Genomic DNA, 24,964 nt, shown 5'->3' with positions numbered 1-24,964 from the left:
TCAGTTTGGGGCAACTGGTTGTAAACGTTTGCTGATAAGGGGTGTTTTTGCCTTCCTTAAAGTAACCAGCATAGCAATGGCCATCAGCAGTGTAGCGGGAAACCCGGAGCCTACGCCAAGGGGTATTATAGCCAGCAGAAATAGTATGGCGCCCGTGCCGGCAATCTTTAGCAGGCGGCCACCCGCCAGCAGGCCCAGCGCTATCAATCCCTGGCAGGTAGCTATACCGCCTACGGCAAGCTTTATATTGCCGGCAAACCAGCCATTAATAAATTCGCGGTAAAAGGGTGTCCATGCAAGATTGCCGTACTCAAGGTATACCTGTGGTGTTAGTTGCGATGTTTTCCAGTTTATATAGCATGCCCAGCCAAAAAGAGTGGCCAATACCATCCGGGAAATGCGCGGCCACTTAACAGCCAATACAATCATTAGCAATGCGGCAACGTTAGAAATAATCAGTAACAAAAGGTAAGTTGGATTTTCAAGACCTTTCATACAATGCGTATTTTGTTTAAGGTAAGGTAGGTGAGTAGTGGCTCTGTTTTTATGATGACAAACAGCATGCATTAAGGCTTTCATCAGCTTATGTTAGCTTGTACAGCCGGAAAGCAGATACACGCTTGCATTTAAGGAGGAAGAAAATTATCTTAGCCTGCCTGTTAAATGAAATAAACAGGTTACCCTTATGCAAAAAGTACAGGTAGCCAACGTGGATGAATATATAGCCGGTTTTTCTCCTGGTATACAGTTGCTGCTGCAGCAGTTGCGCCAAACTATTAAAGCTGCTGCGCCGGGGGCTGAAGAAACGATCAGTTATCAAATGCCGGCTTATAAACTGAGGGGGATGCTGGTTTACTTTGCCTGCTACGAAAACCACATCGGCTTTTACCCTACACCCTCTGGCATTGAAGCTTTTAAAAAAGAGTTATCCCGCTACAAAAGCGCCAAAGGTTCCGTTCAATTTCCATTAAATGAGCCCTTGCCCCTCGCCCTGGTAACAAAAATTGTAAAGTTCAGGGTGAAGGAAAATGCGGCTATGGCGGTTACCAAAGCCAAAAAGAAAAACTGAACAAAAGCTTTTTAAGGTTTAACCAAACATACCCCATTCCGCTTTACGTAAAAGTTTTTCCTGATTTTATAAATCATTACCACTTCTGCGGCACACATTTGCAATGCTGGCATAACCCCGGTACTGCGTAAGCATACGTATAACCTGGCTTCATCAAATTAGCACTTACTAAGCATTGCATGAATTTTAAAAAAATAATACTTAAGGCGCACCTTTGGTTAGGTCTTGCGTCCGGGCTTATCGTATTGTTCCTTGGGATAACGGGCTGCATACTGGCTTTTGAAAGAGAAATAAAGCATTTTACCGAGCCTTACCAGTATGTGCAACAAGAGAGCAAACCCTTTTTACCTCCTACCGAGCTTAAGAAAATAGCGTTGGCACAACTGCCGGATAAAAAACTGCACAGCATATCTTACGGCGACAAAAACAAAGCTGCGGTAGCTGCTTTTTATAATGCAGACCCTGAGTACTATTACCTTATACACATAAACCCTTACAGTGGACAGGTGCTTAATCTGCAGAATATGAACACCGAGTTCTTCAGGGTAGTATTAATGGGCCACTTTTACCTGTGGCTGCCGCCAGCTATAGGTCAGCCAATTGTGGCTTCGGCTACATTGATATTCGTTGTCATGATTATTACCGGCCTTATTTTGTGGTGGCCTAAAAATAAGGCAGCCCGCAAGCAACGCTTTACAATTAAGTGGAATGCCAAATGGCGCAGGGTTAATTACGACCTGCACAATGTGCTGGGTTTTTATATGACGTGGATTGTGATTTTTATCGCTCTTACCGGGTTGGTTTGGGGTTTTCAGTGGTTTGCCAAATCTGTGTACTGGGTAACATCCGGCGGTAAGGCACAGGTGGAGTTTGCGGAAAGCCTCTCTGACAAAACTAAAAAATCACAAGCTGTTGCTGCTTCGCCGGTAGATGCCATTTGGCAAAAAGTAAGTGCGGAAAACCCCACGGCTGCCATCATTGATATGCATTTCCCCGAAACCGACTCATCCAGCATTGAAGCTGCCATTAACCCGGATGCATCTACTTACTGGAAAGCTGACTATCATTTTTACGACCAATACACCCTTAAAGAAATACCGGTTAAGCATGCGTATGGCAGCTTTAAAGATGCCACCGTAGCCGATAAAATAATGCGCATGAATTATGATGTGCATGTAGGCGCTATATTGGGCCTGCCCGGTAAAATACTTGCTTTCTGCGCAAGCCTTATTGCTGCCAGCCTGCCTGTTACCGGTTTTGTTTTATGGTGGGGTAAAAAAAAGAAAGACAGGCCTGCAAAAAAAGGTCAAAAAGGCTAACCCTGTTGTATTGGAAGTATAGACTAAACGCCGTGCATTTCTCCGCCGGCTCTTCCAGTCCTTCTTCAGTTTTCGGTTTTTCCTTCAGTAATGTTAACCGCTCCGGCATCTGCTATGGCAAGCTCAATATCATTTATATAAGTTGCCTGGTTATATTGTTCCGGCGCTATTTGTTCGTTTACCAGCGCTGTTAAAATGTCTGTGTACTGGCTGGCAAGTGCTTCAAGCCCGCCGGCTTTTTGGCGGTATGTACTATGTATTACAAATGGCGGAAGCCAGTTCATTTTGCACAGGTAAGCTGTTTGTTTAAAGGGTAACAGAAAGTCTGTTACAGGATAACGGTTGTAACCGCCCTGTGTATAAGCATTTATACTTCCCCCGCAGGAAATGGCGCTCATCATTTTTTTCCCTTCCAATACATTACCGCCAGGCCCGTATGCCCAGTTGTATTCCAGCACCAGGTCAAGCCACTGCTTAATAATGGCGGGTCCGCTGTACCAGTAAAATGGGTGCTGCAGTACAATAATATCATGCTGCAGCAAAAGGTTTTTCTCTCTTGCCACATCAATATGAAGGTCAGGATAAAGCTCATACAGGTCGTTAAAGGTTACGCCCTGCAGGCCGCGGCTGTATTTAACCAGCGTTTTGTGAACCTTTGATTTGCCAAATGCCGGGTGGGCAAACTGTATAAGAATTTTTGCCATAGTACTGGTTAGCTATTAAACATACCTGGGTGCAATAATAACCCTAAAATGTTAATGAGGCCACATGGGTAAAAAAAGCTTCGCATGCTTTAAACGGGCGGGTATTATGCCGTTCCGGTTTTTGCTGCAATCCCCATCGCTGCATGGCTGGGTTGCTGCGTTATACTGTGGTAGAATTTTTTTAGGGGGTGTCCCTCGTACCTCGGGCCGGGCTTTCCGCTATTACTCCGCCACAAAGCCGGGCTGCGATGGCCTCAGCGGGGTAACCGCTGCAATCCCTCACCCGAAAGTGCAACACGCGGCTGCTTTCGCGGAAAGGTTTTATAAATGGCCATCAAAAGGCATAGCCATGCTCTGTATGGGACTGTTACAAATGGGCATTGGTGTTTTTTGGGGGAGACACTTCTTGTAATCCGGTAAAAAAAATTGCCTTGTAATTATGCTGTTGGCCACTGTACATTACGGTAAAATTAAAAGAGCAGGCCGGTGTTCGTCTGGCTAATTAAACTACATTTGCCGGTTAATAAAACTCCCGTAATGGCTATAGGCCTGTTTTATTTTTGTAAATCCACCAAAACAGCTTCAGCAGTATCCCTGCACCTGGTTTTCTTTTTTTTAATGGCTTGTAACAATGGCAGCAAAACCGTGCCCGATAACCCGGTTATTGTAGATTCCGTATTGTCTAAAGTCTCCGGTTTCAGGCGGGGCGCCATGATGCATTACCTGGATACATCGTACCAACGTTTTAAGCCCGGCCGGGGTGATATTTACCGCAAGTACGACAAAATAAGGGATTACTATTTTACCATAGAGAGGGACTACGACAGCGCTACCCTGTACGCTGACAGTATGTTGTTTATAATACATGAGCCGTACATAAACGGGCAATACACCGGCGATTATGTTAAAGCCCTCTTTTTTAAAGGCGATGCGTTGATGGCCCTTAACAGGTACGAAGCCGCATTTGCATTATACTACCAGGCAAAAGATATTGTAAGCAGGAAAATGAAGGGGTTGCCATCATCTGTTGGTTATTACTCAAGGCTGGCATACGAATTATACAAGCAGCGGAATTACAGGGAGGCAATACCCGTTTTTCACCAGGCGTTTGCTGAAATGGACAAAGAGAAAGACCCTTTTATAAGGTTTGTTTACAAACAAATGCACCTGGATGATATAGGCCTTTGTTACAGCAATGCTGGTATTAAAGACAGCGCCCTGCACTATTATAACCTGGCCTTTGATTTTATCAACAAACATGCTTTGGTTTTTACAGACCGCACGGATTATATTGAAACAGCCAAAGGTGTAGTGTATGGCAATATGGGCAAGCTGTTGATGGATATGGGCAACGATACCGCTGCAGAACGTGTGTTGAAAGAAAGCATAGCGCTAACCAGTAAGCCAAACCGTGCAGAAGAAGATGCCCAATACACCAGGGAACGGCTGGCTGGTTTTTATTTAAAAAGGTCTGAACCAAAAAAAGCGCAACAGGTAATCGGAAACATGAAGGTATGGCTGGATAGTGTTAATGGCAGTGTACAGCACCGTGAAAGGTACCTGCGTTTGCGGGCCGCTGCCCTGGCGCAGCAGGGCGATTATAAAAATGCTTACGGAGATATTCTGCAATACCTAAGCTTAAATGATTCAGTTACCTCCGCATCAAAGCCAAGCCCTGAGCAGGACATACGTAAACAGTTGCAGTACCTGGAACGTACGCAGGAACTGGTATTGGCCAAAGAAAAAGAGCAAACACAAAAGCTGTATTTATACATCATTATCATCTGCCTGTTAATGGCGGTTATCATTACCGTACTTGTATGGCGGTTGTACCGTCAGTCCCGCCGCAATGTATCCCAGTTAATAGGCCTTAACAAAGAAATAAATACCCGTAACGGGCAAATGCAGAAAGCGCTTGAGGCACTTGAAAAAAGCCAGTATGAAAATACCCGCATGATGAAGGTAATTGCGCATGACCTGCGTAACCCCGTTAGCGCCATGCTTAACTTTGCTGAAATGCAGGTTAACGAATGGCTTAGCGAAAACGAGAAAAAAGAAATGGTGCGCATCATGCAAAAAAGCGGTACTGATGCCCTTTCCCTTATTGACGACCTGCTGCAAACAAATGCCTCTGTTAAAGACATAGAAAAAGTGCCTGTAGAGCTTGACCACCTGCTGGATTATTGTGTAAAACAGTTGCAGCCAAAAGCAGCGGAAAAGAAACAGCAGCTTGAGTTTTATCCTGTTCAGGCAAGCATACATGCAGACAGGGAGAAACTCTGGAGGGTATTCAGTAACCTTATTGCCAACGCTGTAAAATTTAGTCCTGCACAGGAAACCATTACTATAAGAATGAAAGAGGATGGGGCACATATTATGGTGGCGGTAGAAGACCATGGCATTGGCATACCCACGGAGCTGAAGGAAGAGATTTTTAATATGACCCTTACAGCAAAAAGAAAAGGTACCCAGGGCGAGCCTTCGTTTGGGCTGGGCCTGTACATTACCCGGCAGATTATTGAAGCCCACAATGGAAAAATATGGTTTGAAAATAACAACGGCTGCGGTACCATTTTTTTCGTTTCCCTGCCCATCAATTTTTCTGCCAGTTAATTTTTCTCACCGGGTAGCCGCTACAATCCCTCACCCCAAAGTGCAACAAGCTGCTGATAGCGCAGTATACCAGCCAGTTATGCCATTAGCTAAACTAACAGAGCGGGTACTTTACTACCCGCCCCGTTCAAATAAACCCCGTTAAATCCACTTGTTATAACGATTAATGGTTGTATGTGGTTGTCAGCAAGAAAAAATTTAATGATTTTGATGATTAAACATGTGTGATTGCCTGGCTAAGGGCAATTAAAATTGATTTAACCTATTTCCCAGGGTTTGTTTTTTTATTAAAATTGTATCCTAAACCCAAACAACATGCAAAACTTTGCGTACCCTCCTACGCCCCAAAATGTACTTCCTGAAAAACTGCAGCCCTCTGCCGCTTTTAAAAAGCAGGTTGCAAAAGTTATTGTTTCCATTGTATGGTTTTTTGCTGTGTACCTGTTACTGGTTGTGGGGGCGGTGTTGTTGGCTGTTGGCTGCTGCTACCTGGGGGTATTGATAATTGCGGCTATGCCCAAACTAATCACTCTTTTGGCTGGCCTGGGATTAATGGCGGTTGGCGTATCAGTCATCTTTTTTCTTATAAAATTTATTTTCTCTGTTTCAAAAAACGAAAACCCTAACAGGGTGCAGATTACCGAACAGGAACAGCCTGAACTTTTTGCCTTTATAAGACAACTTAGCAAGGAAACGAATACCGCTTTTCCCAAAAAGATATTTGTATCTCCCGATGTAAATGCCTGCGTTTTTTATAATTCCAGTTTCTGGAGCATGTTTTTTCCTGTTCGTAAAAACCTGGAAATAGGTTTTGGATTAGTGAACAGCATTAACATCAGCGAGCTTAAAGCCGTTATTGCTCATGAATTTGGTCATTTTAGCCAGCGAAGCATGAAGCTGGGAAGCTTTACTTACAATGTAAACCGCATTATTTACAATATGCTGTATGAAAATACAGGGTATGGTACTTTTCTAAACAGTTGGGCCAGCATTGATGGTGTATTAAGTTTTTTTGCCGCCATAACCATTAAAATAGCTGAGGGTATACAGTACATACTAAGGCAAATGTATAAATTGATCAATAAGAACTATATGAGCCTTAGCCGTGAAATGGAATTTCATGCCGATGCTGTAGCCGCCAGCGTTGCAGGCGGTAATAATGTTATAAGTGGCTTAAGCAGGATAGAAGTCGCGGCAGGCTGCTATAATACCGCGGTTGACAATGCTGATGAACTGTTGAAACAAAAGCGTTGTTCAGCTAACATTTTTGATAACCAGTTGGCAGTTTTTCGCAATATGGCCAACAGGTATAAACTTCCGGTTAGGCAAGGACTGCCGGAAGTATCGTTTGAGTTTGTGCATTCATTTTCCAAGTCAAGGATAAATTACAAAGACCAGTGGGCCAGCCATCCGGAGTTGGCCGAGAGAAAAGCGCATCTTGACAAACTTGATATACAGGTACTGCCCGACGAAACTTCGGCCTGGGTGGTGTTTAACAATACAATGCAGCTGCAGGAGCAGCTAACCCAAAACCTTTACCGGAATATTAAAAACGGAGAGGCGATGGAGAAAATGGACAGCGGCGCTTATGCCGAGTGGTATGAAAACAAAAATGAGCTGTACCGCCTGCCGGAAGTGTACAACGGCTATTATGATAGCCGTTTTGTTGAGTTAAAAGATTTGGAAGTGGATGACGCTATGAACACCAGGTCGTTGCCTTCGTTAGAGCAATTGTTTACAACTGAAAAGGCTGCATTAAACTCTTTTATTAACAACAATGAACGGGATTTGCAGATAGTGAAAGCCATTAAAGAAAAGCAGATTGATGTGAATAGTTTTGATTTTGACGGACAAAAATTTTCAGCAACCGACTGCGACCAGGTGATTGCCCAACTGGAACAGGAAATAACCAGCCAGAAGCAAGAACTTCAACAGGCGGATAAACAGGCATATTGCTTTTTTTACGGGTATAATGTACAGGTTAAAGCAGATTACGCATCGTTTAACCAGGCATCAGAAAAGTACCAGGCATATATTACCGACGCTAACGCGGTTATTAACTGCATCCAACCTTTTTATTATGGCCAGTTGCAGCTAGAACAAATAAACGGGCTGATAAGCGAGCTTAAAAATAAACATGAGCTTCGCCTGAAGGCAAGATTGAAGGAGTTGATGGAAGAGGGTATTATCAATAAAGAACAGCATAGTGATTTACATAATGATGTACAGGTGTTTCTCGAAAAGTTCTATCATTACTTTATGGCAAATGAATTTCAGAATGATGAATTAAACAAGCTGCGGCAGATTACAGTAGAAGTTGCGGGTGTATTGTATGATTATAAGTTTGCTGCATATAAGAAAATGCTTGAAGCGCAACTGGCATATTACAATGCTCTGTCACAGAACTCTCTGCATAATGTAGCCTGACAGCGTTCATGTTATACATGGTGGGAAAAGCTGCATAGCGATAAAGGCGTACAAGAGTGCGACGCAAGTAAAGCCTCCTGCTTATTCTTCTGCCGGGCCCATAAATATTTTACAACATAATTGCTTTAATGTAACGCTCACCCCATTTGCCCCAGTCTTTCATCCTGTCTTTTAATGTTGTTAACAGGGATTGATTGGTAGTTTTTTTGCCTTTGGCCGGCGGGTTAAGTTTGGCGTCTGTAATAACTTCGGTGTACACTTTTGTAGCAAACCAGGTAATATGTTCGCGGGGTATTGCCACACCCATTATCATGCCGGGCAGGCCTGTAAAACATTCAGGCCCGCCGGAGGTAGTAATGGCATCTGTATAAAAGGCAACGATGTAAAGGGAATCCATCACTATACCATTGGCGCGGCGGCAGGTAAACCCGGCAATATTCCTGGTTTCTTCGGTAATCTTCCATTTTATTTTTCGGGTGGTATCCTGCACAAGAAAAGCCTGGTCGTACACATTTTTCAGCGTGGTGCTCTGGTAGGTTTCCAGGTTGTTGAATACAATATTGTCTTCCGCCGGTTGCTGCCACAGGCGGTTATTGTCTGTGTTTTCGCGGCCCGGCCGGTACAGGGTTTTGCCGTCTTTAAAATTCAGGTCGAAGTAGGTGGTTTTAAACTTGGGCATTGTTTTCTTCATCAATTCTTTCCAGTCGGTATCGTTGTTGTCCTCATCTTCTAACTGGGCGTATAAGTTTATCCTTCTTTCAAATTCAATCCTGCCTTCGGACAGGAAGATGGCATTTTGGGCATGGGTAGTAATGCTTGCCAGCAAAACGCATGATAGAAACAGGTAAGTGAATATCTTTTGCATGTTTAACTGTTTAATTAGTTTCCGTTGGATGGGGCGCCTGCACCGCCGGCTTTGGTAAAGTTCCATACCGCGGAAAGCAGGAAGTAACGGCGTATAGTGGTATAAGTTGTTTGAGAAATGAAGTTGCTGCTCTGCGACCTGTCAACACCCAGGTTACGGTTAAGGATGTCCTGGCCGGAAACCTTAACCAAAAGGGCATCTTTTTTCAGGAACTTCTTGCCAACCCAGGCATTCAGCAATACCACATTGGTATTGTTATCAAATACGCTGGTCTTTTGCCTGAAGTTCATATTGGCATCAGTATGCACCTGGAACTTTAGCGGCAGGTATATATCCAAGTTGGGGTTTACATCAAAGGTCCAGTATTTGGTTTCCAGGTTCTTTTGAACGGAGGATTTGCTGTTGGTATAAGCAGCACCCGCGTTGATGTTAAAGCTATATTTCTTTTCTTTCTCATTGCTTATCCAAATACCCATGCGGTAGGTGTTGCTTCTTGTAACGTTAAGTGCGTCATTAACAATACTTGAGTATTTGGAACTGTTGAAGTTGCCGTTGAAACCCAGCCTGGTATTTATTTTCTTTATTTTAAAGTTATAATCCAGGTAGCCATTCCAGGAGCTGTTGCCATCCAGGTTAACAGATTGGTAAACCCTGCGGCCCAGCGAATCAACATAATCCCTGCTGCTGATAGCGTTTTGCGTAAAATTGTAGCTCAGGCTTGTCCAGATACCTCTTTCACTCAATACTTTAAAGTCATTAAAGCTCATCCAGATGTTATTGCGAAAAGCTGGTTTAAGGTCGGGGTTGCCAATGGAAATGTTCAGGGGGTCTTCATTAGAGCGTACTGGTTGTATCTGTTGAATGCTTGGTTGCTGGGTGCTTCCATTGTACCGTAATGACAGGCGCCTGTATTGCGTAAACTGGTAATTGAAGTTGGCATTGGGAAACCAGTTAACAAAGTTTCTTGTTATGGAGCTGTCTGCATGTACATCGGTTTGTTTAAAATCTGTAAAACCAACGTTGGAGCCCAGGTTAAACTTAATTTTCTTTTCAAAAAAGCTATAGCTAAGGCCTGTACGGTGGGTGAATACATCAAACTTGTAATCGTTACTGAATAGGCTGTCAAGTTGGGTGTATTTGCCGTCGCTGGCTTTGTTGAAAGAGTTGCGTTCGCTGGAGCTGTTGTTTACCACAATGCCATAGTTAAACACCAGGGACGATACCTTTGACAAGGGTTCGGAATAAGTAAGCTTGGTGTCAAAAGAAAGATTCTCTGATTTTGAATTTTTGTATTGATCGGTAAGCTGCGTTTCGGTAATGCTTCCGGTTTTGTAAAAATCATTCTGTGCTTTCAGGTAACCGTCAGAAGTTGTCATGCTGTATTGCTCACTCAGGTTAAGCGAAAGTGTTCTTCCTTTTTTCTTTAGTTTCTTGCGCCAGAGAATATTACTGTTAAAAGTGCGGGCATCAGATTCGTTGGAGATGTCTCTGATACTGTTATTAATCATGGCACTGTCTTTATCATACATCTGGGAGAGATAGCGGCTGTTGGTTTTTTTGTTGGTAAGGCCGCCATCTGCTATCACTTTTATCGAAGAAGAGGAATCAATCTGTATTTCATAATTGCCATTGGCTGCATGTCGCATGGCTTCATTGGTAAAAAATTGCTGCTGGTTATTGTATTGCGATGTGCTGTCTGGCAGGATGTATTGGGATTTGATATCCGTTTGCCCGTTAACATCCAGGTTCATGAATTTGTAGTTGGCGTTTACAGACTGTTTGTCTTCATTCCATTTGTTGTTGTAATGCATGCCACCTGTTTTTACAGATGGGTAACCACGGCCATTGTAGCGCCCATCCCAGGAATCCAGTTCATCATCGCCGCTGCCGTTAAACATAAACCAACCGTTGGTTTCATCGTACTCTACGGATGAGGCAAAACTTTGCCCATAACTATCCCTGTCCTGCCAGTTAAGGCCAGATGTTCCTGTATTGGAAACAATACCGTAGGCGGCAAACTTTTGTTTGTTCTTAAACATATTGATCATGGCCTGGTAATCGTGGTAGCCTTCCGTTCCCTGGTTGGCGTTTATTTTACCGAAGTATCCATTCTTTTTGTTGTCCTTTAGTTTAAGGTTTATGGTTTTCGTTCGTTCGCCATCATCTATGCCTGTAAAGTTGGCCTGGTCGCTTTTCTTGTCAAAAACCTGCACTTTATCTACCATATCGGCACGCAGGTTTTGTGTTACCAGGGTTGGGTCGTCACCAAAAAATTCTTCACCATCCACCAGTACCTTGGGTACCTTTTCGCCCTGCGCTGTTATTTGCCCGTTTTTATCAACCTGTATGCCCGGCAATTTTTTCAGCAGGTCTTCAACAGATGCATTGGCTTCCACCTTAAAACTGTCGGCTGTATATTCTGTAGTGTCGCCCTTAATTTTTATGGCGCTCACCTGCGATTTTACGATTACTTCTTTCAGCAGGTTGGCGCGGGATGTAAGGAACAATGTTTTTAAATCAATGGAGCTGGTGCTGTCAAGGGTAAGCTTATCAACATAGTCAGCGTACTCGGGGTAAGATACCAACAGTACATAATCGCCGGCCTTCAGGTTTTTAAGCTCGAATGCGCCCTTGTTGTTGGTGCGGGTAAATTTATAAAGAATGGAATCTTTTGCCTGTAACAGCGAAACAACTGTGTTTTGCAGGTCTTTCTTGTTAATACTGTCTGTTACCGCCCCTTTTATGGAAGCGCTTTGCCCCATTGCCAGGCAACTTATGCACAGTATTGCCCATGTAAACGCAATTAGTTTCTTCATGAGGTTGGTTTCGGTTAAGTGTTTAAGATACAACCGGCTGCAAAATCCATATTTCCGGTTGTTATAACTAATTTTTTAGTTATAAATTTTCGTTAAAGGAATTTTGTTTGTTCGTTTCCAATTTTGCGTGTCTAAGCAGCATAATTGCGCAACTATGCTCATTCGTATTTTCTGCTTGGCTCATAATTTCTTTGTAAACCAAAGATGTTAGAATCATTTTTTCTTTATTTCATTTTCTGACGAATAGCCATGAACCCTTGATCAAATTCATTTTTTATTTGGTACTGGCCGTTCGTTGCTACTATCGGGCTTTGGTTGAGCAATCTTGCGTGTCGAAGCAGCAAGATTGGAACACTTGTACGCCTTGTTCTCTACTCCCCACTGTGCATCAGCAAGCACAAAGCATTACACGCTTTCTTTCAAAAGCAGCAATCTTTATTCTATATTACTTTGATTTAGCAGTTTGTCCTAAAAAGCTGGGATAGTTACGACAGGGTTTATGCGAGCCATTCAACACATTTCCGGTACGGTGGCATATTTACGTGAAAATGCATAAATTATTGTGCAAACCAATTGTAACCTTCCTAATTTTACGTTAATGGTTTCTAATAAGTCTAAACGGTAAAGCTATGCCATCCAAAACACCTGCTGCGCAGGAAAAAACAAAGAAAGGCGTTACTGCTGATGCGGGGGCCTATGCAATTAAATCATCAACTAAAAACAAACCTGTGCAAAAAAAATACGAGGACATTCACTTTGTTGACAGTACAAAGCCCGTTTGGGGTTATTCTCTTTTCACGGAGGAAGATGTCCGCAACTTTCAAAGTGGTACGCATTATAAACTGTACGAGTTATTTGGCAACAAACAAATAGAAGTGCTGGATACGCCGGGTACTTATTTTGCCGTATGGGCGCCGAACGCTACACAGGTAAATGTAATCGGCAATTTTAATGACTGGAATAATACTGCGCACCCGCTTAATGTACGTATGGATAACTCCGGCATTTGGGAAGGTTTTATACCCAACCTGCTGGCCGGTGAAGCATACAAATACCATATTCATGGCTTTGCGGGCATTCAACTGGATAAGGGCGACCCCTTTGCCCACTTGTGGGAAATGAGGCCTTTAACAGCCTGCATAACCTGGGGTACTTATCACGACTGGCAGGATGCTACATGGATGCAGCAACGAAAAAAGCATAATGCACTTAATGCTCCCTGGAGCGTTTACGAAGTGCACCTTGCAAGCTGGATGCGGCCTGACAAAAACGATGAAGAGCGTTACAATACCTACGCCCAGATAACAGAACGCCTGGTACCTTACGTAAAAGAAATGGGCTTTACGCATGTGGAACTGATGCCCGTTATGGAACACCCTTTTGATGGCAGTTGGGGTTACCAGGGCACAGGGTATTTTGCACCTACTTCCCGCTTTGGCAGCCCGCAGGATTTTGCCGCTATGATAGATGCCTTTCACAATGCCGGCATAGGGGTTATACTTGACTGGGTGCCTTCGCATTTTCCCTACGATTCCCATGGCCTCTTTATGTTCGACGGTACCCATACTTACGAGTATGCTGACATGCGCAAAGGTTACCACCCTGACTGGAACAGCTATATCTTTAACTATGCACGTGGCGAAGTAAAAAGCTTTCTTATCAGCAGTGCCAGGTTCTGGTGCGACAGGTTTCATATTGACGGCATCAGGGTTGATGCGGTAAGCTCCATGCTGCGGCTGGACTACAGCCGTAACGAAGGCCAGTGGGAACCCAATATACATGGCGGCAACGGTAACCTGGAAGCCATAGCCTTTGTAAAGGATTTGAATGAAACACTTTTCCGTGATTTCCCGGATATACAAACCATCGCTGAAGAATCTACAGATTGGCCGCAAACAAGCAGGCCCACGTTTGAAGGCGGCCTGGGCTTTGGCATGAAATGGATGATGGGCTGGATGCACGATACGCTTGATTATTTTAAGTTAGACCCTGTGTACCGGCAGTTTCACCAGGATAAGTTTTCGTTCAGTATGATGTATTTCTACAACGAAAACTTTATGCTGCCGCTTAGCCATGATGAAGTGGTGCATGGCAAAAGCCCCATGCTGTATAAAATGCCGGGCGATGAGTGGCAAAAGTTTGCCAACCTGCGCCTGTTATACACTTATATGTTTACGCATCCCGGCGGCAAACTGCTGTTTATGGGCGATGAATTTGCCGCCACCAACGAATGGAATTACAAGAGCGAACTGCAATGGGAGTTGCTGCAGTATGTAAGTCATGGTGGTATGAAGTACTGCATCCAAAAATTAAATGAACTGTATAAGTCGGAGCCGGCTTTATATGAAAAACAGTTTGAACAGGGGGGCTTTGAATGGGGCGACTTAAGCAGGCGCAGTGAATCTGTCATCACTTTCAAGCGTAAAGGCAATAACCCACAGGACGATGTGCTGGTTATACTGAACATGACACCCGTTGTGCGCCGGGATTGGGAAGTGTATGTACACGGCAAGCAAACATGGAAAGAAGTGTTTAACAGCAACGATAAAGATTTCTGGGGAACCGGCGACGTGTACAACCCCGATGTAAACAGCGAACTGGTAGATGAACCAACCCAATGCTACAAGCTGAAAGTACACTTGCCTGCGCTTAGTGCGGTAGTGTTGCGTTAAGGTATCTTCTATATTACATACAAGCCGGCATCAAAAATGCCGGCTTTTGTTTTTCTGGTACTTTATTGGCAGAGTTGGGTATTGTTTTGTCAATAAATTAAGAAATATTGCAGGTATATAGTGAAGAATAAATAATTTTCAGCGGTGGGAGGGCTAAGGGTAAATCATGGCCTTCCGCCTTATAACTTTCTGCCTAAAAATGCTTGCAATAATCTCTTATTAACCACATGCAATAAAACACTACTTATGCAAAAACATGTTTCAGCGATTTGTATTGCCTTGCTAGTTTGCTTTGCCGTAAATGCCCAACAAAAGTTCAGTGGCCTGGATGTTAACCTCGGTAATTTATACCGCCTCTCCGATGCAAAAACACGTTCTATCAGCCCTGAAAATTTTAAGGGCGAAAAAGGAAAAGGGGGCATGGCCACTACCGGCACCGGCGAAAGGGCATCCCGGGACCTTGGCCAGAAATGGAAAGTGAGCCCAAGTGTAGTCATTAAAGCCAAAACAACTTATACTATTGCTGAAATTGAAGGCCCAGGAGCCATTCAGCATATATGGATGACGCCTACCGGCAACTGGCGTTATTCTATCATCCGCTTTTATTGGGACGATGAAACAACTCCCTCTGTTGAAGCGCCTGTGGGGGACTTCTTTTGCAGCGGCTGGGGCAAGTATGCTTCGCTGCAGTCACTGGCGGTAACGGTAAACCCGGGCAGCGCTTTCAACTGTTACTGGGCAATGCCCTTCCGCAAAAAATGCCGCATTACCATGGAGAATATTGACGAGCACGATATGGTGCTCTACTACCAGGTAGATTATACCCTTACCAGCGTGCCGGATGATGCAGCTTACTTTCACGCACAGTTCAGAAGGGTAAACCCGTTGCCATACAAAACAGACTATGTACTGGTTGACAGCATACAGGGCAAGGGGCATTATGTGGGTACTTACCTGGCCTGGGGCGTACACAACAATGGCTGGTGGGGCGAAGGGGAGATTAAGTTCTTTATGGATGGAGATACCGAGTTTCCTACCATCTGCGGCACAGGCACCGAAGACTATATATGCGGCTCTTACGACTTTGATACAAGAAGTAAAAACCAGTACGGCGTAGAAGAGGTAAACTATACTGAGTTTACCGGGCCATACACCGGTTTTCACCAGGTAATAAAAGGGGATGGGCACTACCAGATTGCCCAACGTTTTGGCATGTACCGCTGGCATATTACAGACCCCATCCGGTTCGAAAAGAATCTCAAGGTAACCATACAGGCGCTGGGCTGGAGAAGCGAAGGCCGTTACCTGCCGTTGCAGGATGATATTGCTTCCGTTTCTTTCTGGTACCAGAGCGAACCGCATGGCGCATTCCCTAAAATTCCAGCAAAAGATAAGCTTGAAGTGAATTAAGCTTTTGTTGTTAAATTCCGGTTCGGAAATACATCATACATCTAACATCGTACATCTAACATCATACATATTTATGGCGCCTGCCGAAGGCACCGGGCTTTCCGCTCATACTCCGCCACAAGGCCCTTGCACAGGGCCTTCAGCGGGGTATCCGCTTCAATCCCTGGCGCAAGGTGTAACACGTTGTTTTTTTGCAGGCAGGCTTAGGTCAAGTACGATTTACGAAGTACGAAGTACTTGTATCGTACAAAACAAGCAAACATTGAACATTGAACAAACAAACATTGAACAAACGAACAACTGCAGCTATATGAAAAGTATGCTTGTAAAAATTACCGGTGTATGCTACATGGTATCTCTTATTGCTTGTGGTAACGGTAACAACAAAGAAACAAATCCGTCAGACAGTTCCGCGGCGCCAAAAGGCAGTTACGCTTACGATGCAGCCTTTCTGCAAAAGCATAACAACAAAATACTGGAGTTAAAAGACAAGGATGGTAATGCAAAAGTGTTGCTGTCTGCCGATTACCAGGGCCGGGTTATGACCAGCACCGCCACTGGCGATAGTGGCGCCAGCTATGGCTGGCTTAATTACAGCCTGATAGAAGCACCTGAAAAGAAAAAACAGTTTAACCCTGTTGGGGGCGAAGAGCGTTTTTGGCTGGGCCCTGAAGGTGGCCAATACTCCATTTACTTTAAGGGTAAAGACTCTTTTAACTTTGCTAACTGGCAGGTGCCTGCCATTATTGATACCGTTGCTTACGATGTAGCCGAAGCGGATGACAGCCATGCTGTATTCAAAAAAGAAGCCACCATCACCAATTGGAGCGGAACTGAATTTAACCTGGCTATTGAAAGAACTGTAAGCCTGCTGGGTAAAGATGCCATAGCGCAAAAACTGGGGGTTACGCTTCCCGGTAATGTTAATGCCGTAGGTTATGAAACTGTAAACAAAGTAAAGAATGCAGGCGCCGCCGATTGGAAGAAAGACAAAGGCCTGTTATCTATCTGGCTGCTGGCCATGTTAACGCCAACAGAAGAAACAATGGTTATCATTCCGTTCAACGGGGTTGCCAATGCACGTTCTTATATTACCGACAACTATTTCGGCACTATTCCGCCAGACAGGTTAAAGGTGAAGGACAGCGTATTGTATTTTACCGCGGATGGCAAAAAGCGCAGCAAGCTTGGCCTTTCTCCTGTAATAGCCAAGGGCATTGCCGGCAGTTATGATTTTAAAAAGAATGTGCTTACCTTAATCCTTTTTCCGGTTGATAAAAAGGGCAGTTATGTAAACAGCAAGTGGGAGTTGCAGAAAGAGCCTTATAAAGGCGACGCGGTAAATGCTTACAACGATGGCCCTCTTGAAGATGGTACACAAATGGGCCCTTTTTATGAAATAGAATCATCTTCAGCGGCATCAGAACTGAAGGCGGGAGAAGTGCAGGAATACCGCCAGGCTACAGTTCACCTGCAGGGCGATTATGCCTCGCTGAAGCAACTCGTAAAGCAGGTACTGGGGGTAGAACTGGATGAAGTGAGGAAGTGAGTGGTAAATGGTGAGTGGTGAATAGTGAGTGGTGAGTGGGGGCATTCCGCTTCGCCATTCAATATTCCTTGTTCCTTGTTCGATATTCGTTTGGTGAATGGTGAATGGTGAATGGTGAATAGTCAATGGTGAGTGGGGGCATTCCGTTTCGTCATTCAATATTCCTTGTTCCTTGTTCGATATTCATTTGGTGAGTGATGAGTGGTGAATAGTGAGTGGGGGTATTTCACTTCGCCATTTAATATTCCTTGTTCCTTGTTCGATATTCATTACTGTTTCTTGTTCGATATTCGTTTCTTATCATCAACAAACTTATAATAACATGCACCTGTACAAAACAACAAAAGGCATCATCTTAGAAAATAACAATAGCTACTACCTGCTGGATAAGAACTGGGATTTGCTTATCAATCAAACCGACCTCTTTGGGCATTTAACTGATTTATCGAAAGAGTCAGCGGCTATAACAGAACAGGAGTTTAAAGAACTTACAGAACAATACCTGCTGCCGCCTGTTGGCAGCCAGGAGGTATGGGCTTCCGGCGTAACATACCTGCGCAGCCGCAATGCCCGTATGGAAGAATCGAAAGATGCGGGAGGCGGGGATTTTTACGAACGTGTGTATGATGCCGAAAGGCCGGAGTTGTTCTTTAAATCAACCCCGCAACGTGTTGCGGGCCCGGGCCAGGAAGTGTACATCCGCAAAGACTCCACCTGGAATGTTCCGGAGCCGGAGCTTACCTTATACATGAACTCCAGCGGCAGTATACAGGGCTATACGGTTGGTAATGATATGAGCTCCAGGAGCATTGAAGGCGAAAACCCTTTGTACCTGCCTCAGGCCAAAACTTACGAACGCAGCGCTGCGCTGGGCCCTTGTTTGTATGTACCGCAGGAGCCTCTGCCAACCGATACAACCATCACGCTTGTAATAACCCGGGGTGGAAAGGAAATGTTCAACGGCAGCATACAGGTAAACAAAATAAAACGGGAATTTAAAGAGTTGGCCGCCTATCTTTTCCGCGAAACCAACTTCGATACCGGCTGCTTTTTGATGACCGGCACGGGCATTGTTCCGCCGGATCATTTTACTTTAGAGCCCGGCGATGAAGTGAGTATTTCTATAGAGGGCATCGGCACATTAACCAATGTAGTGGCGTATAAAAGTTAGTTTGTTCAACGTTCCATGTTGCTTGTTTAGTGAGTGGTGAGTAGTGAATGGGCATTCCACTTCATTATTCAACATTCCTTGTTCCTTGTTCGGTATGCTCTACCCGGGCTGAAAAGTCGCCATGAAAAACAGAACGATGAACGGATTGCGACGCAACGAAGCCGCCATAAAAAACCGTGGCTGGTATCCAAATAGATCAGTAAATCGCTATAAACTTCTCCCGATGAAAAATGTCCTTTTTTACGTATTGCTTTGCTTTGCCACCGGTATTGCCGCGCAAACCGGCAAAGCAATAACCCTAACCAAACAGCAACTGAAAAATAAAATCATGGGTGGCTGGGCCGGGCAAACCATTGGTGTTACTTTCGGCGGCCCTTATGAGTTTGGTTTTCAGGGAACGTTTATCGGCGATTATCAACCCTTGTTATGGTATGATGGCTACCTGAAAAAAACAATGCTGAATACCCCCGGCCTGTACGACGACCTATACATGGACCTGACTTTTGTAGACGTATTTGAAAAATATGGCCTGGATGCGCCGGTAGATTCTTTTGCCAACGCCTTTGCCAATGCAGGTTATGCATTATGGCATGCCAACCAGGCCGGGCGCTACAACATTCTGCATGGCATTAAAGCGCCGGAAAGCGGCCACTGGAAAAACAACCCGCATGCCGATTGTATAGACTACCAGATAGAAAGCGATTTTGCCGGTTTAATGAGTCCGGCTATGCCCAATACAGCTTCTGCCATAAGCGACAAAATTGGCCATATAATGAACTACGGCGATGGCTGGTACGGCGGCGTATATGTGGGTGCCATGTACGCGTTGGCATTTACCAGCAGCGATATAAATTATATAGTTAACGAGGCGCTGAAAACAGTGCCCCGCCAAAGCTTGTTTTACCAATGCATCAGTGATGTTATCGGCTGGCACAGGAAATACCCGGCAGATTGGAAACAAACATGGATGGAAGTGCAAAAAAAATACGCCAATGACATTGGCTGCCCTGAAGGCGTGTTTGCACCTTTTAACATAGATGCCAATGTAAACGCCGCTTACGTGGTTATCGGCCTGCTGTACGGCAAAGGAGATTTTACACAAACCCTTGAAATAACTACCCGGTGCGGCCAGGATGCGGACTGTAACCCGTCATCATCCGGCGGCATATTAGGCACCATATTGGGCTACGATAAAATACCCGCTTATTGGAAACAGGGCTTAAAAGAAGCCGAAGGCATAGACTTTAAATACACCACCATGAGCCTGGAAGATGTGTACGACATTGGCTTTAAACATGCCCTGCAAAATATAGAACGCAATGGCGGAACCATCAACGGAGAGAACATCACCATTAAGGCGCAGCAACCGGTAGCCGTAAGATTTGAGAAGAGTTTTGACGGCGTGTACCCGGTTAATAAAATTCCGGTGGTATGGAACGGTGCTAAGAACGAAATCAGCTTTGAATTTGAAGGAACCGGCTTTGTATTGCGTGGCGAAACAGCCAAATGGGCCAGTACCACCGCCTTTGTGTTTAATACGGAATTGTATATAGATGGGAAACTGGTGGAATCTCCAAAATTACCCGCTGCTTACACCACCCGCCGCTACGAACTGTGCTGGATGTATGATTTGCCCAAAGGAAAACACGCCGTACAGTTAAAAATATTGAACAGTTCTGATACCGAACAATTGCGTGCCGGCCACGTGTTAGTGTACTCAGATAAGCCCGTAAACGGGCTGGAAGCTAACTTGGGGCGGTAGTGGGCGCTTCCCTGTTATTTGTCAGGCATCTTCATTAAAAAAAACTCTGCTCAATTTTTTAGTTTTTCTGCTGGTTTAGTTTAATTAATTTGCCGTTTGTTATGGCAGAAAAAACAGCAACAAAGGCGGCCAGGAAAAAAGCCGTTCAGCCCGCTGCGGCAAAAGATGTGATACTGGTGAAGGGTGCAAGGGTGCATAACCTTAAGAATATCACGGTAGAATTTCCCCGCAATAAATTTATTGTTGTAACCGGCGTATCCGGCAGCGGTAAATCTTCACTAACCATAGATACGCTCTTTGCGGAAGGGCAGCGGCGCTATGCCGAAAGCCTTAGTGCCTATGTGCGCCAGTTTATGGCCCGTATGGTTAAGCCCGATGTTGATTACATCAAAGGCCTGTGCCCGGCCATTGCCATTGAACAAAAAGTAATTACCCGCACACCCCGCAGTACGGTGGGCAGCATGACGGAGATTTACGATTACCTGCGCCTGCTGTTTGCCCGCACCGGCAAAACAATATCTCCCATTAGTGGCCGCGAAGTAAAGAAAGATGATGTGGCTGATGTACTTAATGCCATCAACGCATTGCCGCATAACAGCCGCGTTGTTATACTGGCCGCTTTTAAGCAGCATGCCAACCGCGATAGCCGCGAAGAGCTTAATATTCTCACCCAAAAAGGCTTTGCCCGTTTGTATATCAACAGGCAGCCGGTACGTATAGAAGAACTGCTGGATTTAACTGACAAGGAACTGAAACAAAAACTGGCTGCAGGTGATAAACAGCAGGCAGCCCATATTTTAATAGATCGCATTGTAACCAAGGATTTTGACGAAGATGATACCCATCGCCTCAGCGATTCCATCGGTACGGCTTTTTATGAAGGGGAGGGCGAGATGCTGGTAGAAGTACAGCTACCGGAACAAGGCGACAAGTTGCTGCACTTCAGCAATAAGTTTGAATTGGATGGCCTGCAGTTTGAAGAGCCGGTACCCAATCTTTTTTCCTTTAACAATCCTTATGGTGCCTGCCCCACCTGCGAAGGTTTTAGCCAGGTGCTGGGTATAGACCCTGAACTCGTAATACCAGACCGCAGGCTAAGCGTATACGAGGGCGCCGTTGCACCCTGGAAAGGGGAGAAGCTGGGCTGGTGGAGGGAACAGTTTGTAAAAGGCGCCAGGGCCATTGATTTTCCTGTGCATAAACCCGTGGCGGATTTAACGCCCTCTCAATATGATTTGCTCTGGAAAGGGCAGGGTACTGTTTACGGCATCAATGAGTTTTTTAAAGAAGTAGAACAAAACCTCTACAAAGTACAATACAGGGTGTTGCTTAGCCGCTACCGGGGCCGTACCAACTGCCCGGATTGCGGCGGTTACCGTTTGCGAAAAGAAGCTTTATATGTTAAAGTGGGCGGCAAACATATCGGCGAACTCTGCAAACTGCCTGTAAAAGACCTGAAGGATTGGTTTAACCAGTTAACACTTTCCCGCCACGACCAGGAAATTGCCAAACGCATACTGCTGGAGGTTAACCAGCGGTTGCAGACATTGCTGGATGTTGGCCTTGGTTACCTTACCTTAAACAGGTTGGCCAACTCACTCAGCGGGGGCGAAAGCCAGCGCATACAGCTTACCCGCAGCCTGGGCAGCAATCTCACCAATTCATTGTACATACTGGATGAGCCGTCTATCGGCCTGCATTCCCGGGATACAGCCCGCCTTATTAAAGTGCTGAAGCAGTTAAGGGATGAAGGCAATACTGTTGTAGTGGTGGAGCATGATGAAATGATGATGCGGGAGGCTGATTACATTATTGACATGGGCCCGCTGGCATCTCACCTTGGCGGCGAGGTAATAGCTGCCGGTAATTACGATGAAATTATCAGCAACCCCAAAAGCCTTACGGGGCAATATCTCAGCAACAAATTGTCCATTGCGGCACCCGCCAAATACCGTAAGTGGAACCGTAGCATTAAAGTAGAAGGCGCCCGTCAAAACAACCTGAAAAATATTACGGTAGAGTTTCCCCTTAACCTGCTCTGCGTGGTAAGCGGGGTAAGCGGCAGCGGAAAAACAACATTGGTAAAACAGATTTTATATCCTGCGTTGAAAAAACTAAAGGGAGAGTTTGCTGATAAAGTAGGCTTTCATAAAGCCATTACCGGCGATACGGATTATATAACCCAGGTAGAACTTGTTGACCAAAACCCCATCGGCAAATCATCCCGCAGTAACCCGGTTACTTACATAAAAGCGTATGATGAAATAAGGGATTTGTATTCCCGGCAGCCTATGTCAAAAGTGCGTGGCTTTCAGCCTAAGCATTTTTCTTTTAACGTAGATGGCGGACGTTGCGATGCCTGCAAGGGCGAAGGCGAACAGGTGGTGGAAATGCAGTTTTTGGCGGATGTTCACCTTACCTGCGAAGTGTGTGGTGGCAAACGGTTTAAGGAGGAAGTGCTGGAGGTACAATACAAAAACAAAAGCGTGTACGATGTACTGGAGATGAGCGTGGATGAAGCTATCGAGTTTTTTAAGGATGAAAAATCATTGGCGAAAGCTTTACAGCCTTTGCAGGATGTAGGCCTCGGTTATGTAAAGCTTGGCCAGAGCAGCGATACGCTGAGTGGCGGCGAAGCGCAGCGTGTTAAGCTGGCCAGTTTCCTGGGCAAGGGTAAATCCGGCGGGCATGTGTTGTTTGTGTTTGATGAGCCTACCACCGGCCTTCATTTTCATGATATTAAAAAGTTGCTGGCTTCTTTCAATGCGTTGATAGAGCAGGGCCATTCGCTGCTGGTAATAGAGCACAACACCGATGTTATTAAAAATGCCGACTGGGTAATAGATCTTGGCCCCGAAGCCGGCGATGGTGGCGGCAATCTTGTATTTGCCGGTAAACCTGCTGATTTAAAAGAAGTAAAAGAAAGTTATACTGCGGCATTTTTATAGATGAGGTTGTTAAAACCCGGTAAAACCGGGTTTTAACTTTTTATGGTCCCGGCAACAGGGCATGAATTAAGCATCGTTGCGTCGCACTCTTGTACGTTCAGATTCGCTACGCAGCTTTTCCCGCAGGTTAGCCTTTATTTCTGCGCTTTCAGCGGCAGAAATTTTCCTTGAATGTTCCTTCGCATATCACATTTCGTAAGCCCTTATCCCGGCAATTACGGCATCGGATATTGAGGGGTAACTTCCTCACTCTGAGTAGGCCGATGTGGATTATACTGCCCTTGTAACCCGCGTTTTCAATGGGTATCATTTCCGGCACAATATTCTATCCTGTAGAAGTATTGTTAACCTAAAAAAATAATCAATATGAACAGCAACGAGAATAATGTTGACATTCTAAATGACCTTATCAGGATTAATAACGACAGGATTACCGGTTACCAAAAAGCATTGGAAGAGACAGATATTATTGACGGTGACCTGAAAGTTTTATTTAACCGTATGATAGATGAAAGCCAGGGATATGTTGATGAACTAAGCCGGGAAGTGGTTGCCCTTGGTGGTGAAGTAGCCACAGGAACAACTACGCCGGGTAAAATATACCGGGCATGGATGGATGTTAAAAATACGTTTACCGGTAACGACCGCCATGCCATACTATCATCCTGCGAATATGGTGAAGATGCCGCTCAAAAAGCATACAAAGAAGCACTGGAAGATAATGACCTGAGTGCGAACCTGCGTTCATTGGTAAGTGAGCAGAAGGCATCCCTGCTGCAATCTCACAATACCATAAAAAGTTACAGGGATTTACACAAAGCTGTGTCTTAATACTTTTAATTGAATACTATATGAAGCCGGGGTTATCGCCCCGGTTTTTTATTTAGCAAAAACCTGTTTCTGATTTTGCCTGCTTTTATCTAATCCAATAACAATGCAACCGGCTACCAGGAAAACCACCACCAGCCCCGCCGTATTTTGCAATGCTGCACTATAACCCAACTGGCCTACATTGATAAATGGATAGGGATAAAAACCAGATAACTCTCCGTGAGCAATTGTGTAAATAATATAGCAAACCGGGAATATTAAAAAGAGTAAAGCATGTTTCCATTGCAGCAACCCTGTTCTTGCATACAAAAACCAAAACAGTACAAACAACACTGGCACTACAGTATGCAGTAACTGGTCAGCAATAAAAAATATGCCGGCCGGGTTCCACAGTTTACTAAGTAACGTGTGATAAACAACGGCAACAATGGTTATGTAAGAGCATATTGCGCCGGAAAGTATTGCGCCTGCCGCACCTGGGTTTTTCCACCAGCCAAAAAGCTTTAGAGTGGCATACAGGGCGGCAAGTAAATTTGAAAGCACGGTAAAATAACTGAAGAATTCTTCAGCAGCCCTTAAGAAGCCATTTTGCTTAGGCATAATGTACAACTGTAACAGCAGGCCTGCCCAGGCTGTAAGGGAAATAATAACAAGAAAAATAAGTTGTCCTTTTTTCATAGATCATTTAGACTGTTGCAATAATAATAAATGGTTATTTAAGCAAATTTTCTTGTTAATGGTTAAGCATCATTAAGCTAATTGCGTGCTACACTGGTTGTTACAAGTTGGCAGAAAAAATATACCGGCA

At 44.7% G+C, this 24,964-nt stretch carries 16 protein-coding genes; 11 read left to right on the top strand and 5 right to left on the bottom strand.

Features of this window, described 5'->3' with window-relative positions; all coding sequences use genetic code 11:
* On the bottom strand, window positions 1–495 hold the full coding sequence (locus tag F0364_RS08020; protein WP_153797251.1) for a hypothetical protein: 495 nt from the start codon (window positions 493–495) through the stop codon (window positions 1–3).
* Window positions 496–685: 190 nt separating this feature from the next.
* Here F0364_RS08020 and F0364_RS08015 point away from each other — a divergent pair, with 190 nt between their 5' ends.
* Both F0364_RS08015 and F0364_RS08010 read left to right on the top strand, forming a co-directional pair.
* On the top strand, window positions 686–1,069 hold the full coding sequence (locus F0364_RS08015; protein WP_153797250.1) for an iron chaperone: 384 nt from the start codon (window positions 686–688) through the stop codon (window positions 1,067–1,069).
* 179 nt (window positions 1,070–1,248) lie between these two features.
* The gene (locus F0364_RS08010; protein ID WP_153797249.1) at window positions 1,249–2,388 is read left to right on the top strand and encodes a PepSY-associated TM helix domain-containing protein; all 1,140 of its coding nucleotides are present in this window, start codon (window positions 1,249–1,251) and stop codon (window positions 2,386–2,388) included.
* 65 nt (window positions 2,389–2,453) lie between these two features.
* Here the strand turns inward: F0364_RS08010 and F0364_RS08005 are convergent, their stop codons facing one another.
* Window positions 2,454–3,092 carry an NAD(P)H-dependent oxidoreductase gene (locus F0364_RS08005; protein ID WP_153797248.1) on the bottom strand — a complete coding sequence of 213 codons (639 nt, stop codon included), beginning with the start codon at window positions 3,090–3,092 and terminating at the stop codon, window positions 2,454–2,456.
* A 537-nt stretch (window positions 3,093–3,629) separates the two neighbouring features.
* Here F0364_RS08005 and F0364_RS08000 point away from each other — a divergent pair.
* Window positions 3,630–5,705, top strand: coding sequence for a tetratricopeptide repeat-containing sensor histidine kinase (locus tag F0364_RS08000; RefSeq protein WP_153797247.1), 2,076 nt, complete (start codon window positions 3,630–3,632; stop codon window positions 5,703–5,705).
* 315 nt (window positions 5,706–6,020) lie between these two features.
* Window positions 6,021–8,132 (top strand): M48 family metallopeptidase, encoded by a 2,112-nt coding sequence (locus F0364_RS07995; protein ID WP_153797246.1) that lies wholly within the window; start codon window positions 6,021–6,023, stop codon window positions 8,130–8,132.
* 109 nt (window positions 8,133–8,241) lie between these two features.
* On the opposite strand, the gene F0364_RS07990 is transcribed toward F0364_RS07995, so the two are convergent.
* A complete protein-coding gene (locus F0364_RS07990; RefSeq protein ID WP_153797245.1) occupies window positions 8,242–8,997 on the bottom strand; it encodes a GLPGLI family protein in 756 nt (251 codons plus the stop codon).
* A 14-nt stretch (window positions 8,998–9,011) separates the two neighbouring features.
* Window positions 9,012–11,813, bottom strand: coding sequence for an outer membrane beta-barrel protein (locus tag F0364_RS07985; protein ID WP_153797244.1), 2,802 nt, complete (start codon window positions 11,811–11,813; stop codon window positions 9,012–9,014).
* A 629-nt stretch (window positions 11,814–12,442) separates the two neighbouring features.
* On the opposite strand from F0364_RS07985, the gene glgB reads away from it, so the two are divergent.
* The 7 genes from glgB (at window position 12,443) to F0364_RS07950 (ending at window position 24,156) form a co-directional block, all read left to right on the top strand.
* Window positions 12,443–14,485 carry a 1,4-alpha-glucan branching protein GlgB gene (gene glgB / locus F0364_RS07980; protein WP_153797243.1) on the top strand — a complete coding sequence of 681 codons (2,043 nt, stop codon included), beginning with the start codon at window positions 12,443–12,445 and terminating at the stop codon, window positions 14,483–14,485.
* 246 nt (window positions 14,486–14,731) lie between these two features.
* Window positions 14,732–15,895: a glycoside hydrolase family 172 protein gene (locus tag F0364_RS07975; RefSeq protein ID WP_153797242.1), complete on the top strand. Its 1,164-nt coding sequence runs from the start codon at window positions 14,732–14,734 to the stop codon at window positions 15,893–15,895.
* 310 nt (window positions 15,896–16,205) lie between these two features.
* Window positions 16,206–17,444, top strand: a complete 1,239-nt coding sequence (locus tag F0364_RS07970; protein WP_153797241.1) for a DUF6786 family protein — start codon at window positions 16,206–16,208, stop codon at window positions 17,442–17,444.
* Between the two features lie 322 nt (window positions 17,445–17,766).
* Window positions 17,767–18,615, top strand: a complete 849-nt coding sequence (locus tag F0364_RS07965; RefSeq protein WP_153797240.1) for a fumarylacetoacetate hydrolase family protein — start codon at window positions 17,767–17,769, stop codon at window positions 18,613–18,615.
* A gap of 223 nt (window positions 18,616–18,838) precedes the next feature.
* Window positions 18,839–20,377, top strand: a complete 1,539-nt coding sequence (locus F0364_RS07960; RefSeq protein ID WP_153797239.1) for an ADP-ribosylglycohydrolase family protein — start codon at window positions 18,839–18,841, stop codon at window positions 20,375–20,377.
* Window positions 20,378–20,478: 101 nt separating this feature from the next.
* Window positions 20,479–23,325, top strand: coding sequence for an excinuclease ABC subunit UvrA (gene uvrA, locus F0364_RS07955; protein ID WP_153797238.1), 2,847 nt, complete (start codon window positions 20,479–20,481; stop codon window positions 23,323–23,325).
* Between the two features lie 366 nt (window positions 23,326–23,691).
* Window positions 23,692–24,156: a ferritin-like domain-containing protein gene (locus F0364_RS07950; RefSeq protein ID WP_153797237.1), complete on the top strand. Its 465-nt coding sequence runs from the start codon at window positions 23,692–23,694 to the stop codon at window positions 24,154–24,156.
* 48 nt (window positions 24,157–24,204) lie between these two features.
* On the opposite strand, the gene F0364_RS07945 is transcribed toward F0364_RS07950, so the two are convergent.
* A complete protein-coding gene (locus F0364_RS07945; protein WP_153797236.1) occupies window positions 24,205–24,834 on the bottom strand; it encodes a Pr6Pr family membrane protein in 630 nt (209 codons plus the stop codon).
* Window positions 24,835–24,964 lie beyond the last annotated feature (130 nt).

The organism is Foetidibacter luteolus (genome assembly GCF_009650435.1).
GTDB lineage: Bacteria > Bacteroidota > Bacteroidia > Chitinophagales > Chitinophagaceae > Foetidibacter > Foetidibacter luteolus.
The sequence above is the reverse complement of the archived record's forward strand: the minus strand, read 5'-3'. Positions and strand labels throughout refer to the sequence as shown.